Below are 13,725 nucleotides of genomic sequence, written 5' to 3'. Positions count from 1 at the left end.
GACATGAATAACCCTTTCGACCGAATCAGCGCCGCGTTCGCCCCCGAATACCGGGTCAACCTGAGCATTGCCAACCTCGACGGCAGCATCATGCTGACCCTGTCGGACGATGCCGGCGTGGTCGCCAAGCGCCTCATCAGCCAGGCCCAGCGCAACGACCCGGTGCGCCTGCAACGGGTGATCGACAGCATTCGCCTGGGCCTTGCAATCGAACTCAGCCAGAACCCCATGCAAGTGCTGGCTGCGCTCACCCGTGACGCCCGCCACGCGCCGCGCCATTTCGTTGCCAACTGAGGGCTACTTGCCCTCCTCCACTTCCTTGCCGTTGGCGTCCAGCACCTTGGTCGAGGGGTAGCGGTACGAGGCGTAGCGCACCACCAGGATCGAGAACGCCAGCAACAGGATGCCCCCGCACAGGTACAGCAGCCCTTCGTCCGGTGCCTTGTGGTGCGAGACATCGCCGATCAGCAGGCGGGTCAGCGCGGTGATGGCTACGTACAGCAGAAAGCGGATCGGCATGTGGTTGGTCTTGAAGTAGATGCCGACCATGGCCCCCAGCTCCAGGTAGATGAACAGCAGCAGGATGTCATCGACACTGATCCCGCCCTTGCCCAGCATGTCCAGGAACGTCATCACCGCCGCATAGGCGGTGATCGCGCCAATACCGAACAACGCCAGGTAATGGAACGCCTCGACGCACAGGTTGCCCAGCGAGTCGGCCGAGCCGTGCAGGCCCTTGCGCAGTTTTTCTGCCCATTTGATGTTCACGATGTTCCATTCCCCGATACGTCTTTAAGGATGATGCGCCAGCGGTGTGACGCTTGTGCCATGCAGTTAAAGGGCCAGGCCCTTGTCTTGGAAGGCGACCGATTGCCGCAAGGCACCTGTATTCGAGGCCAGTGGTTACAAAGTGCGCTATAAAAATGCCATCAATGCGAAAACGGGATTGCATTTGAGCTTTTACTGTATGAACATACAGCAATCATTCGGGGTATTCCCCTCTTTACACCGCACACGCTGACGAGGCCTGACCATGGCTGTTGAAACCCTGTACCGCAGCTCTCGCGACCTGGAGACTCTTTTCGTGGACCGCAAACTCGCCGACGCCCATGACCAGATGCTCGAGCTCGCCGAGGCCCTGACCGAAGTCTTGATGAAGAACGTTGCCGGCCTGTCCGAAAAACAGGCCGAGGATGCGGGCATCTTCATGGCGAAAAACCGGTCAGTGTTCGCTACCGCGTTCAAGAGCAACGCCTCTGCACTCCACGAACTGGGCCAGCAAGGCGAATGACTGCGTATGGAGCGGCATTAGCCAGTGCCGCTCCTCGGTAAGCCCCTTACCACCCGGGAACGGCAGGTGCTCGAATGGGTCGCCCGCGGTCTGAGTTGCAAGGCCATCGCATCTGAATTGGCCATAAGCCCACTGACAGTGCGCAAACATCGCAGCCACATCATGGCCAAAACCGGCCTCAGGCACTCCGCCGCACTTCATGCGTTGGCCGTCGAACACGCATTTCATCCCAGATATCAGCACGCTTGCCTGCCCTCGTAATGCAGCATTGACCGTCCGCGAGTGCGAAATCGCCCAAGGGATCCTCAGCGGCCTGACCAGCAAGCAAATCGCCCATCGACTAGGGGTTAGCGACCTGACAGTGCGCAAACACCGTGAAAACCTTTACCGCAAACTCAACGTACACAGCCTGGCCGAGCTGGCTCGACACTGTCGCGAACAGGCTGAGCTTGATAACTGAAAACCCTACGCCATCGGTGGTATTGCGACGCCTTTCCCCGTTCTCCAATCATTTCATTGCAACTCACCACTTTCTTGCATGAAGCATCGGAGACAAGGGATGTCCACACTCACCATCATGCTGGTCGATTCACACGCATTGTTCCGTCAAGGGCTTGCGGCTTTGCTGGCCCCGCAGGACAAACTGCAGGTCATCGCTCAACTTGGCGACCCTGAGCAGTTGCTCACCGCGCTGGCCTTCCATCAGCCGCAGTTGCTGATCATCGATCCACTGATAGCCACCCGGCCGTACGCCGATATCGTGCTTCGGGTGCACCGGCGATTCCCCGACACACGCATTCTGTGCATCTCTTCCACGGCAGAGCCCCATCAGGTCAATGCAGCACTCGACGCCGGGGCATCTGGCTACCTGCTCAAGGACAGCGGTATCGAGGAATGCCTGAAGGCCATCCAGCAATCAGCCAGGGGCCAGGTATACCTTGGCGCAGAGCTTGCCACCGCCTTGGCATTGAGCCAGCGCGCCGCGCCTGCCATGGGAAAACCGTTACTCAGCCAGCGAGAGCGTCAGGTGCTGCTGTTGCTGGCCGAAGGGTTCAGCTCACGGGAAATCGCCGAGCGCCTGCATATCGGCAGCAAGACGGTAAGTACACACCGCGAGCACATCATGCACAAGCTCGGGCTCAAGGGTATCGCCCAACTTACCCGCTATGCCCTTAACGAGGGCTGGCTTAAATCCTGAGGGCATCGGCAACCCTGCTGATAGGCCATTCAGTGCTGCCCTGGCATGCAAATCAGCAAAGCTGACGATTCGCCCCTGTTCGACGAACCGTAATCTTGGCTCCAGGCGGTCGGCTTGCAGAAGCAGCCGCCAAAGGGAGCCGCGCCCTACGCCGCGGCTGCCTTCCTCACAACGGAACTGGAGCAAATGGAAATGGCAAACGTCGACACTCAAGACCTGTGGCAAAAATGGATGGGGGCGGTGCAGGCAGCGGCTTTACCCGGCGGCATCAATGGCCAGCAGCAGTTCAGTGCAGGCTCGACCACCCTGAACATCGATCTTGGCAACGCAGACCCAGCGGTGGTCAATTACTACATCCACGGATTGGGTAACGTGGTACCGGCCAACAGCCCATCCTACTCAGCCGGCAGCAGCCTGTTGTCGAGCTATGCTGTGTTCCTGGACTGGATCGACCCAGGCGCCGTGCTCAACCCGAACCTGGACAGCCAGATCAATCTGGCCACCAGCACACTGAATACCGCCCAGACCACCTTCAACTCGGTTCAGGTGCAAGCAGCCCAGGCCTATACCACGGCCAAGACCCTGTTCCCCAACGTGCCATCCTTCCAAGATTGGGTGGGGATCAACTATCCACCCTATGTGCAGGCCAACAACGCCCTGTTGGGTGCCGCCAGCGCCTTTGACAACCTGATGATCCAGAAGTACGGCCCTGGATATGCCGTGCTGCAGACTGCCAAGGCCAAGGTCGGCGTAAATGGCGCGCAAAGCCTGATGCAGCAGAACAGCTACAACATGGCGGTGAAATCGGGCAGCATCGCCCCGGCTGGTGCACAACCAGTTGTCATTGGTGGCACCACCCCGCCCCCGGCCAGTACCTTGGTGTCCAGCTTCGTGCCGGCGTATTCCCTGCAGGCTTTCACTGGCAAATATGGTGAGTGGCAAGCTGCGAGCGTAGCCGGCAAGACCAATGCCGGTGCCTCGATCAGCATCAGCTCCAGCACCTCCAGCTACAGCCTCGACAAATCGGGATGGAGCACGTCGGCCAACGCCTCCCTGTTCGGTAGTTTCTTCAACTTCACCGTGAGCGGTTCAGCAAGCGGCGAGAAAGTCAGTATCGACACCAGCAGCAGCGAGTTTTCCCTGCAGGTCGACTTTACCGGCTTTGGCGCCTTCCCTATCGCGCCCGGCCAATGGTGGGATGCCGGCATCGTGGCGACCTACAAGCAGCAACTCAAGGCCGGCGCCCCGGACTTCTTTGGCGCAGGCGGGTCGCTGTCGGCAGTGCCCACGCAGATCGTGGTGGGTTTCGAGCCAACCATCAACCTGAAAATGAGCGCCAGCGACTACAGCAACGTCAAGAGCAGTTGGCAGGCACAGGCGACCACATCCATCGGCATTGGCCCCTTCCGCCTCGGCTCACTCAGCGGTTCGGCCAATGGCACCAAACAGGACATCAACTTCGATGATGCCTCGGCTTCGGTGACCATCGGCCCGTTGAAAAGCGCGCTGCCAGTCCTGCTGGGTGTGATCAGCCAGAAACTCGGGGCCTGATGCACACCGGTCACCGTCGGCGTGCTGCGCCGACGGTGACCGGTCTCAAGGATGACACGCTACACAAGGAAGCGCAGGCATGCTCGACAGCCCTACGATCTGGCAGCTCTACATCAATACCTTGTCCGACTGGGCCCAGGTGCCAGCGCGTGACGTATTCAGCGTAACGGCAATCAATACCTTCAGCGACCTGGGCGATATCAGCCCGGCTGTGAGTAACCTGTCGATGTTCCAGTTGGGCAACAGTGTGCCCGCGCCAGGTAGCAACTACTCCCCACGCAGCAGCCTGTTCGTCTCGTACTGGCTGTATCTGACCTACCGTTTGCAAGCATTGGGCAGCGCCCCACAGAGCCTGTTCGGCGCTACACGGCCTGCACCGGATTTCGAACTTTATCGGCAGCTGGTGAATTCACAGCATCCCGGCAATGTAACCGTTAACTACGCCTACGCCAGCAACGCTGCCGCCACCAGCGGCATGCTCAATACCGTGCACGAACAGTTCAAAGACCACTTCGCCTCACGTGCTCCAGCGCTTTACAAGGCTCTGGACGGCTGTCGTCGTGCCAACCTGCAGCAGGTCAGCGACCTCAATATGTTGTGCGCCGACAACGCCCTGGCGGGCACTCGCTGCCCCCTCTACCGCGTAGCCCAATGGCCGCAGATGCTCCACGAGTGGCGTTATCGCCCTGCACTTTCGTTATTCGGCAAGCCCATGTTGAAGGTACTTGACCGGGTAAAAATCGACTTGGCCAACACCACGCCTGCGATGAGCGGGCGTGCCTTTGCAGCGCTTGGCCAACCTGAATTCATAACCCTGAACCCCGAGGCTTCGCCGATGGCCTGCAGCGCAGTCAGCATGAGCCTGGCGATGGAGCGCTTCGGCACCTACGCCATCAACCCCGGCCCTTGGTTCGACATGAGCCAGCTGGACCGCAGCCAAGCAAAGCCCAGCCCCGATGCGCCCGACTTCCTTGGCATTCAGGGGGCCATGGGGCTGCTGCCCGTACAAGCGCTTATCGGTTTCCGGCCAACCCTGACCTTGCACGTCAGCAGCCTGGCGCACGCGCAATCACTGGCCGACAGCGTGACACGGGTAGGCCCGTTTGCGGTGAAGGCCGCGGCCACCCTGCGCCTGGCGGCGGGCAGTACGGGTGAAGTGAACATCGACTTCGACAGCCAGGATTGCGACCTGCCGGTATTACTGGGCGTGGTCAGCCGCCGGGCACAGGGATGAAATATCCAAGCGTCACACCAGCAGCATGGAGCAAAGGCGTTACACCGAGCAGAAACCACAGCACTAGATGCATTAACCCGTAACTCATGAAGAAATGAAAAGGAGCTTCACCATGCCCAAATACTGCAAGCAGAAATTTGAAAACACCCAGACCGGAGAAGAACGGATCTACTACTGGCGCCAAGACAAACATGTCCACGATGCCACGATACAAACCGACATAGCCAAGTGGCTAGGGCCTGAATGGAGCCCCCGCACCAACAGTTATCAAAGTGGCTTGTCATCGCCGCCGGTGAACGGTATCGAATACTCGTAGACCTTTGCCGAAGGAGGCGCAAGCCTCCTTCATTTCAGCCGTACAACAACCGCTCCGCCAGCAACTGCGCCACCCGCGCCGGCGAGCGCTTCTCCGCCTGCGCATGGCCAAACACTTCGGTCAGCCGTGAAGGAATCCGCGCCAGGTGCGCGGTGATGGTGCCCAGGTCTTCGCCACGGTGGGTCAGCGCCACATAGATCAGCCCACCGGCATTGATCACATAGTCAGGCGCATACAGTATCCCGCGTGACTCCAGCTGGTCTGCCACCTGCAGGGTCGTCAGCTGGTTGTTCGCGGCCCCGGCCACTGCCGCACAGCGCAGCTGCATCACGCTCTGCCCGTTCAACACTGGCCCCACGCCGCAAGGGGCGAAGATATCGCAAGGGGTGCTGATCAGCGCATCGTTGGTCACAGGTTTCGCATCGAACTGCTCCATCGCCAAGCGCACACGCCCTGGGTCCAGGTCGCTGACCAGCAGCTCGGCTCCCACCGCATGCAGTTGCTCCGCCAGCGCATAACCGACATTGCCCAGCCCCTGCACTGCTACCCGCAGGCCTCTCAGGTCATCGCTGCCCAGCCGGAACGAAGTGGTGGCGCGAATACCTGCGAATACCCCCATCGCCGCATGCGGCGAGGGATCACCCGAGGCCGTGGTGCTGGTCACATGGGGTGTGCTCTGGGCGATGCAGTCCATGTCCAGGGTGGAGGTGCCGCTGTCTACGGCGATGATGAAACGCCCATCCAGGGTGTCGATGAAGCGGCCAAACGCCTCGAACAGCGCAGCGCGGTTCTCCACATGCGGGTTGCGCATGATCACCGCCTTGCCGCCACCCAGCGGCAAGCCCGCCAGTGCCGCCTTGTAGCTCATGCCCTGGGCCAGGCGAATGGCATCGGTCATGGCACTTTCGTCGTCGGCGTAAGGGAGGTAGCGGCAGCCGCCCATGGCTGGGCCCAACTGTTCGCTGTGGATCGCCACAACCGCTTTCAGGCCCGTCGCCGGGTCGTTGAACAGGTGCAGTGACTGGGTGCGGGTACTTTGCATCAGTGCGAACATCGACGGGCTCCCCCACGAGGTGCTCCTTCCAGTATAGGCACGGCCTCAAAGCTGGCGTGGTTGCCGGACCACTGGACGAAATCGCCCGCCACGGCTAATACTCAAGCGTGTGTGGAGATACCCCATGAAGCCACGTCAAGCCTGCCTGGCCTGCCTGGAACGCGAGCCTGCCGCCCTGCTGGAAGCCGCATTGTGGATTGCCGCCGAGCACGACCGTAGCGTCGAGCCCGCGGCCAGCCTTGCCACGCTGCATGACCTGCAGCGCGAGATAAGCGCCAGCCTGCCAATGTTGCCACTGTGCGAACTGGCCCAGCCGCTGCTGCGCCAACTCAATGCCCTGGGCTTTCAGCAGGACGAATACCATCCACTGCGCCCGCAGGCGGCAATGATGGACAAGGTGCTGCAACGCCGCCGCGGCCAACCGCTGACCCTGGCCATCCTGGCCCTGGAGCTGGCCCGGCGCCTGTCCATCCCGCTGGAGGGCGTGGGCTTCCCAGGCCATTTCCTGCTGCGCGTGCCGGGTGCCGATCACCTGCTCGACCCTTGTGGCGGCAGGCGCCTTTACCCCAGCGATTGCCGTGAGCTGCTGGCTCGCCAGTTCGGTCCGCACGTTGCGCTGACCGCAGAGCACATGCGCAGTGCAAGCCCGCTGCAGATGCTGCAACGCCTGTCGCGCAACCTGCGCCAGTTACACATCAGCAACGACAACCACCTCGCGGCCTTGATTGATGCCGAGCGCATCATGCAACTGGGCCCGGTGCAGGTCAGCGACTACGTTACCCGCGCCTCGCTGTACCAGCACCTGGACTGCCCACAGGCCGAGCGCTTCGACCTGGAGCATGCGTTACTGCTGACGGAAGACCCGGTCCAGCGCCTGAAGCTGTCCGAGCGTATCGGCAAGCTTCCGACGGCGAACCGTTCGCTTCACTGAGCCGGGCTGTCGGGCTGCTGGGCAGGGTGAGCCTTGGCAAATGCCGGGTGCCCGGCCGCCAGTGCCGCAACCCGCAGGATACGCGGGAAGCTGTCGAGGTCGATGTTGAAGCGTTCGGCGGCATACAGCTGCGGGATCAGGTACACATCCGCCAGCCCCGGTTGGTCACCGAAACAAAAGCCCTCATCACCAATCAGTTGCTCCACCGCCGCCAACCCCTGGCTGATCCAGTGGCCGATCCACTGGTTGACCTGGCCCTCGTCCTGGCCGGCCTGGCGCAGCCGGTTGAGTACGCTGACGTTGTGCAGCGGATGAATGTCGCAGCCGATGATGGCCGCCACGCCTCGGACCCTGGCACGTGCTTCGGCCGCAGCCGGCAGCAGTGCAGGCTGTGGATAAACCTCTTCCAGGTATTCGATGATCGCGGGCGACTGGACCAGCACTTCGCCGCCGTCGGTGCGCAAGGCCGGTACGCGGCCCTGCGGGTTGACGGCGACATAGCCGGGACCGCGCTGCTCACCCTGCAGCAAGTTGACCGGCAGGGACTGGTAGGTCAGCCCCTTCAGTGCCAAGGCAATGCGCACCCGGTAGGACGAGGTGGAACGGTAATAGGTGTACAGCTCCATGCCCGTGCCTCCTCAGTTCGCCGCGATGACCGTGCCACGGCATTCGCCGAAGCCGATGCTGGCCACGCCGTCACGCGTGCAGCGGGCACGCAGGATGACCTCGTCGCCGTCTTCGAGGAACTTGCGCACCTCGCCACTGGCCAGCTCAACCGGCACTTTGCCGCCTTCGGTGATCTCCAGCAGGCTGCCGTACGAACCCGGCGTAGCGCCCGACAGCGTGCCCGTACCGAACAGGTCACCCGGCTGCAGCTGGCAGCCATTGACACTGTGGTGGGCCACCAGTTGCGCGACGGTCCAGTACATGCTGCGGCTGTTGCTCAAGGTCAGGCGGTGCGGGGCAGCGCCCTGCTCGCGCATGCGCTCGGTCAGCAGCAGCACTTCAAGCTCGATGTCGAATGCACCGGCGGCCTGGTCGCGCTTGTCCAGCAGGTAAGACAGTGGCTGCGGGTCGCCTTCCGGGCGTGCCGGCTGGGCGCAGCGGAAGGGCTCCAAGGCTTCGGCAGTGACCACCCATGGCGAGACCGTGGTGATGAAGCTTTTCGACAGGAACGGCCCCAATGGCTGGTATTCCCAAGCCTGGATATCACGCGCCGACCAGTCGTTGAGCAGGCACAGGCCGGCTACGTGCTCGGCAGCATCGCCAATCGGGATCGCTTGGCCCATGTCATTGCCCTGACCAACCCAGACGCCCAGTTCCAATTCGTAGTCGAGCCGCGCGCACGGGCCGAAGCTCGGCTCAGTGTGCCCGGCCGGCAAGGTCTGGCCCTTGGGCCGGCGCACATCGGTGCCGGACGGGCGGATGGTCGACGCGCGGCCGTGATAACCGATGGGCACGTACTTGTAGTTGGGCAGCAGCGGGTTATCGGGGCGGAACAGCTTGCCCACGTTCTTGGCGTGCTCGATACCCACGTAGAAGTCGGTGTAGTCACCGATCTGCGCTGGCACATGCAGCTGGCAGGCGCTGGCAGGGTACAGGGCAGCGTTCAAGGCAGACTGGTGTTCGCTGTGCTCGCCCAGCAGCACCTGCAAGCGCTCGCGAAGCGCCACACGGGCACTGCGGCCCAATGCGAAGAATGCGTTCAGCGCCCCGCCACGGGTGGCTTCGACGGCAGACTTGGCGGCCCCGTCGAACAAGCCGGCGGCCAGTACCGCCTCCAGATCAAGGATCGCGTCACCGATGGCCACGCCACAGCGCCTGGCTTCACCCGGCCGGCTGAAGATACCCAATGGCAGGTTCTGCAGCGGGAAGTCGCTGTGCCCGTTGGCGTGCTCGACCCAGCTACGGGCATTGGCAGTGTGATTCATGGGTTATCTCCGGTTCGGGTTGAAGGTGCTCGGCAAGGTGGCCCAGCAACTGTCGTAGTCGGCCTGCAACTGCGGGCATTCAAGGGCTTGCAGGCTCGGGCGCAGCACTTGGCTGGTCTCGAACATGAAGGCCATGGTGTTGTCGATCTTGTGCGGCGCCAGGTCGGCGGCAATGGCTTTTTCGCAGGTTTCGGCGTCGGGGCCATGGGCGCTCATCACGCCGTGTAGCGAGGCACCACCGGGCAGGAAACCCTCGGCCTTGGCATCGTAGGCACCGCTGATCAAGCCCATGAACTCGTTCATCAGGTTGCGGTGGAACCATGGCGGACGGAAGGTGTTCTCGGCCACCATCCAGCGAGGCGGGAAGATCACAAAGTCCATGTTGGCCAGGCCATGCACGCTGGTCGGCGAAGTCAGCACGGTGAAGATCGACGGGTCCGGGTGGTCGAAGCTGACCGTACCGATGGTGTTGAAACGGCGCAGGTCGTATTTGTACGGCACGTTGCTGCCGTGCCAGGCCACCACATCCAGCGGCGAATGCTGCAACTCGCAGGCCCAGTGCTCACCGAGGAACTTCTGCACCAGTTGCACCGGCCCTGCGGCCTCTTCGTAGTGCGCCACCGGGGTGAGGAAGTCGCGCGGGTTGGCCAGGCCGTTGCTGCCGATCGGGCCCAGTTCCGGAATGCGCAGCGGTGCACCGTGGTTTTCGGCGATATAGCCACGGGCCTGGCCGTCCAGCAGTTCGACGCGGAACTTCATGCCACGCGGAATCACCGCGATTTCCAGGGGCTCGACCTCCATCACACCCAGTTCGGTGGCGATGCGCAGGCGGCCCTGTTCCGGCACCAGCAGCAGTTCACCATCGGCGTTGAAGAACACCCGCTCCATGGAACGGTTGGCGCGGTAGATGTAGATGCTCACGCCGGCCGGTTTCTGCGCCGCGGCGTTGGCCACCATGGGCAGCCAGCCTTCGACGAAATCGGTCGGTTCGGCAGGCATCGGCTGGGGGCTCCAGCGCAGGCGATTGGGGTTGATGGCCCCCAGCGGCCCGGTCAGCGGCTGGCGTGCCAAGCGCTCGAAGCGCGGGTGCAATGCGGACGGGCGGATACGGTACAGCCAGGTACGGCGCAGCTCGCTGCGGGCCATGGTGAACGCCGTGCCCGAGAGCAACTCGGCATACAGCCCGTAGGGCGCCTTCTGCGGCGAATTCTGCCCGACCGGCAAAGCCCCTGGCAGCGCTTCGCTGGCAAACTCGTTGCCGAAGCCGCTGAGGTAGTGAAGGTCGGGTGATGTGTCGCGATTCATCGATGCCTCCGGGCTCTGGCCGAGCCGTTACGGGCAGTTGGCTGCTGGCCCGATGAGGGGTGGCAGCACGTCTGCGTTGTTTTTATCGTAATCAGATTACGAATAACGTAATTTGCTACGGGCATGGCGTCAAGCTATAAAGGCGCGACTTGAAGAATCCGGAAGCCGATGTCCATGACCAAAGCCAGCTCCTCCACCGACAATGGCAAGCAGAAAGTCCGCTCGGCGGAGGTTGGCACAGACATCCTCAAAGCCCTTGCCGAGCTCTCCCCGTCCACTTCGCTGTCACGCCTGTCAGAACATGTGGGTATGCCGGCGAGCAAGGTGCACCGCTACCTGCAGGCGCTGATTGCCAGCGGCTTCGCCGAGCAGGATGCGGCCACCAACCATTACGGCCTGGGCCGGGAGGCATTGCGGGTGGGGCTGGCGGCGCTGGGCAGCATCGACGTGCTGAAGATTGCCGCACTGCCGCTGTCGCAACTGCGCGACGAACTGAACGAAAGCTGCTTCATTGCGGTGTGGGGCAACCAGGGCGCAACTGTGGTCAGCATTGAACCGGCGGTGCGTGCAGTTACCGTGGTCACGCAGATGGGCTCGGTGCTACCGCTGCTCACCTCGTCCACCGGCCTGGTGTTTGCTGCCTACCTGCCCGAGCGCGAAACCCTGGAATTGCGCGACCGGGAACTGGCTGCCCTGCAGCAGAGCGCCGACGACTACCAGGCGGTGCTGGCGGGCATTCGCGACCGTGGCCTGCACCATGTGCACGGGCTGCTGATGCCGGGGGTGGATGCGCTGTCGGCGCCGGTGTTCAACGCCATGGGGCAGATCGCTGCGGTCATGACCGTGGTCGGGCCGACGTCGATCTTCCATGCCGACGAGCATGGCCCGGCGGCGCAACGGCTGCTGGCGTCAGCGCGGGAAACCAGCTGGCGCATGGGCTATTCGCCTGCTGCCTGAACGCCTGCGGCACTATTGCCCGATACGTAAAGGTGAATGTCATAAGCCGCTATTTTTCCCACGGGATCAAGCGCTTATTCTTTACTCACTGGCCGGCACGAAGGGCACTCCCCCCGCCTTTCAGGCCTGCGAGGTTCACCGACGTGGATTTTGAAGCTCCTTGATCTGACGTCTCGATTGGCCGCTGCGGCTTGCAGCGGCCTTTTTTTTGCCCTGAAAAAGCCGTTCGGCTTTACCGGTGTCAGGACCACGCCACTTTCTGCGGGTAAAAGCTCAGAGGCTGCTCACGAAAGGCCAGGTAGTGACGCAGCACCTGCACTGGCGCTTCGGTGTGCGGATAGTGGCCAATGCCTTGCAACTGCACGGTGTCCGGTTCAGGCACCAGTTGCCGGTAACGCTCTAGCATATGCGCACCGGAAAGCGGGTCGACGACACCATTGATAAAACGCAGTGGTACACCTTTGCGCTGCATCGCCCCGACCCAGCGTTCACGGTGCACGCTGCGCTCGGGCATGTAGCTCACCAGCTTGTGCAGGATCCGCGTGCCTCGGTTGGCGACGATCAGGCTCCAGAAATCATCCAGGGCACTCTCGCTGGGGTGCGTGCAAGGGCCGTACACCTGGGTCACGTTGCGCACCAGGTCGTCACGCCCGAACGAGCGCCCGACCAGCCAGCCGAATCGGCTGAGCAGCAGCTTCTGGATCAGCAGCATGCGGCAGCTTTCGGCGAACAGCCCGCTGTTGAGGAATACGCAGCTGGCCACCTCGACACGCCGTTCATGGTGCCGCGCCAGCAACTCCTGGGCGACGCTGCCGCCGTAGTCGTGAGCCAACAGGTGCACCGGCTGGTCGACCTGCAGGTGGGTAAGCAGGGCCTGTTGCAAGTCGGCCTGCTCCATCAGGCTGTAGGCATGGTCGACCGGTTTGGCCGAATCGCCAAAGCCAAGCATGTCGCACGCGATCACCCGGAAGCGTTGGGTCAAAGGCCCCCACAGGTAGTGCCAGTCCCAGCTGGCAGTGGGGAAACCGTGTAACAGAAGCAGGGGCTCTCCTTGCCCTGCGGTCCAGTAGCGGATGCTCTGGCCCCGGAAAGTGAAACTTTGTCCCCGGGTACGCCAGACGCACAATGGAATTTCGGCCATAGGCATCAGAAGTAACCCGGTGAAGTGAGGGGGACGGGATAGGGCAAGGCTGCGGTCATTGCATGTCACCTCGGCACATACATGTGCTCTCTATGTCGAGGCAGAGTCTAGCCAGCCGCCCAAGGCCTGAAACTTGCGTTGCCAGCCAGCTTGATGACTGTGCGAGTCAGTGGCACGAACGGTCAGAGCAGCATGCCTGACAGCGAGGCATGCATTGTCCGTGCGGGCCTCTTTGCGGGTAAACCCGCGCCCACAGGGGCCGCGCAAACCTTGTGGGCTGCGCGGCCACCTTGTGGGAGCGGGTTTACCCGCGAAGAGGCCGTGTCAGGCTGAGTAAATGGGTCAGGCTTTCAAAGCTGCTGCCAACTCAGCCAGCCAAGGCTCGGCATCCGCCTCTGGGGTCACTGTCTCGCTGGCATCCAGGCGCAGCATTGGCTGCACTTCCCGCACGCCCAGCTCAGCAAATAGCTCACGCAACTGCTCGCCACCACCGCAATAGGTGTCGCCATAACTGGAATCACCCAGCGCAATCACCGCACCCGGCAAGCCACGCCAGGCCGCAGGCAGGGTGTCACGGATGCTGCTGTACAAGGGCATGAAGTTGTCCGGCAGCTCGCCCATGCCGGTGGTCGAGGTCACGGCCAGCAAGGCGTCAGGGGCAAAACCTTCAAGATCCTGCAAGGTGGCACGCGCCGCATGCCAGGCCTCCAGGCCTGCTGCCTTGAGCAGCGACTCGGCGTGACGGGCGACTTCATCGGCGGTGCCATAGACCGATCCGGAAATAATGGCGACTTTCATCGGGTAGAGGATTCCGAA

Annotated in this window: 16 protein-coding genes; 8 read left to right on the top strand and 8 right to left on the bottom strand. The window is 62.3% G+C overall.

Features of this window, described 5'->3' with window-relative positions; genetic code table 11:
* Nucleotides 1-3 precede the first annotated feature (3 nt).
* Entirely contained in the window at nt 4-294 is a 291-nt protein-coding gene (locus tag P0Y58_06555; GenBank protein WEK31854.1) for a DUF3509 domain-containing protein, read from the top strand.
* 3 nt (nt 295-297) lie between these two features.
* Here the strand turns inward: P0Y58_06555 and P0Y58_06550 are convergent, their stop codons facing one another.
* Nucleotides 298-768 (bottom strand): phosphate-starvation-inducible PsiE family protein, encoded by a 471-nt coding sequence (locus P0Y58_06550; protein WEK31853.1) that lies wholly within the window; start codon nt 766-768, stop codon nt 298-300.
* A gap of 265 nt (nt 769-1,033) precedes the next feature.
* Between P0Y58_06550 and P0Y58_06545 the strand changes: the two genes are divergently transcribed.
* The 5 genes from P0Y58_06545 (at nt 1,034) to P0Y58_06525 (ending at nt 5,274) form a co-directional block, all read left to right on the top strand.
* Nucleotides 1,034-1,291, top strand: a complete 258-nt coding sequence (locus P0Y58_06545; protein ID WEK31852.1) for a YebG family protein — start codon at nt 1,034-1,036, stop codon at nt 1,289-1,291.
* A 268-nt stretch (nt 1,292-1,559) separates the two neighbouring features.
* Nucleotides 1,560-1,751, top strand: coding sequence for a LuxR family transcriptional regulator (locus tag P0Y58_06540; protein ID WEK31851.1), 192 nt, complete (start codon nt 1,560-1,562; stop codon nt 1,749-1,751).
* A 99-nt stretch (nt 1,752-1,850) separates the two neighbouring features.
* Nucleotides 1,851-2,489, top strand: a complete 639-nt coding sequence (locus tag P0Y58_06535; GenBank protein ID WEK31850.1) for a response regulator transcription factor — start codon at nt 1,851-1,853, stop codon at nt 2,487-2,489.
* Nucleotides 2,490-2,681: 192 nt separating this feature from the next.
* Entirely contained in the window at nt 2,682-4,040 is a 1,359-nt protein-coding gene (locus P0Y58_06530) for a hypothetical protein (protein WEK31849.1), read from the top strand.
* A gap of 79 nt (nt 4,041-4,119) precedes the next feature.
* A complete protein-coding gene (locus P0Y58_06525) occupies nt 4,120-5,274 on the top strand; it encodes a hypothetical protein (protein ID WEK31848.1) in 1,155 nt (384 codons plus the stop codon).
* Here P0Y58_06525 and P0Y58_06520 read toward each other — a convergent pair.
* Both P0Y58_06520 and P0Y58_06515 read right to left on the bottom strand, forming a co-directional pair.
* Nucleotides 5,252-5,473 (bottom strand): hypothetical protein, encoded by a 222-nt coding sequence (locus tag P0Y58_06520; protein ID WEK31847.1) that lies wholly within the window; start codon nt 5,471-5,473, stop codon nt 5,252-5,254. The genes P0Y58_06525 and P0Y58_06520 overlap by 23 nt on opposite strands.
* Before the next feature lie 151 nt (nt 5,474-5,624).
* Nucleotides 5,625-6,644, bottom strand: coding sequence for a Glu/Leu/Phe/Val dehydrogenase dimerization domain-containing protein (locus P0Y58_06515; protein ID WEK31846.1), 1,020 nt, complete (start codon nt 6,642-6,644; stop codon nt 5,625-5,627).
* Between the two features lie 124 nt (nt 6,645-6,768).
* Between P0Y58_06515 and P0Y58_06510 the strand changes: the two genes are divergently transcribed.
* Nucleotides 6,769-7,575 carry a tetratricopeptide repeat protein gene (locus P0Y58_06510; GenBank protein WEK31845.1) on the top strand — a complete coding sequence of 269 codons (807 nt, stop codon included), beginning with the start codon at nt 6,769-6,771 and terminating at the stop codon, nt 7,573-7,575.
* Here P0Y58_06510 and maiA read toward each other — a convergent pair.
* Genes maiA through hmgA form a run of 3 tightly spaced genes read right to left on the bottom strand, consistent with a single transcriptional unit; the run spans nt 7,569 to nt 10,811 of the window.
* Entirely contained in the window at nt 7,569-8,201 is a 633-nt protein-coding gene (maiA, locus tag P0Y58_06505) for a maleylacetoacetate isomerase (protein ID WEK31844.1), read from the bottom strand. The two genes, P0Y58_06510 and maiA, sit on opposite strands and share 7 nt — an antisense overlap.
* A gap of 12 nt (nt 8,202-8,213) precedes the next feature.
* On the bottom strand, nt 8,214-9,506 hold the full coding sequence (gene fahA / locus P0Y58_06500) for a fumarylacetoacetase (protein ID WEK31843.1): 1,293 nt from the start codon (nt 9,504-9,506) through the stop codon (nt 8,214-8,216).
* Nucleotides 9,507-9,509: 3 nt separating this feature from the next.
* Nucleotides 9,510-10,811, bottom strand: coding sequence for a homogentisate 1,2-dioxygenase (gene hmgA, locus P0Y58_06495; GenBank protein WEK31842.1), 1,302 nt, complete (start codon nt 10,809-10,811; stop codon nt 9,510-9,512).
* Nucleotides 10,812-10,985: 174 nt separating this feature from the next.
* Between hmgA and P0Y58_06490 the strand changes: the two genes are divergently transcribed.
* Nucleotides 10,986-11,768 carry an IclR family transcriptional regulator gene (locus P0Y58_06490; GenBank protein WEK31841.1) on the top strand — a complete coding sequence of 261 codons (783 nt, stop codon included), beginning with the start codon at nt 10,986-10,988 and terminating at the stop codon, nt 11,766-11,768.
* 241 nt (nt 11,769-12,009) lie between these two features.
* Here P0Y58_06490 and P0Y58_06485 read toward each other — a convergent pair whose 3' ends face one another.
* Nucleotides 12,010-12,915, bottom strand: coding sequence for an alpha/beta hydrolase (locus P0Y58_06485; protein ID WEK31840.1), 906 nt, complete (start codon nt 12,913-12,915; stop codon nt 12,010-12,012).
* A 336-nt stretch (nt 12,916-13,251) separates the two neighbouring features.
* Nucleotides 13,252-13,707 carry a flavodoxin gene (locus P0Y58_06480; protein WEK31839.1) on the bottom strand — a complete coding sequence of 152 codons (456 nt, stop codon included), beginning with the start codon at nt 13,705-13,707 and terminating at the stop codon, nt 13,252-13,254.
* Between the last annotated feature and the right edge of the window lie 18 nt (nt 13,708-13,725).

Source organism: Candidatus Pseudomonas phytovorans (genome assembly GCA_029202525.1).
Lineage (GTDB): Bacteria > Pseudomonadota > Gammaproteobacteria > Pseudomonadales > Pseudomonadaceae > Aquipseudomonas > Aquipseudomonas phytovorans.
The sequence above is the reverse complement of the archived record's forward strand: the minus strand, read 5'-3'. Positions and strand labels throughout refer to the sequence as shown.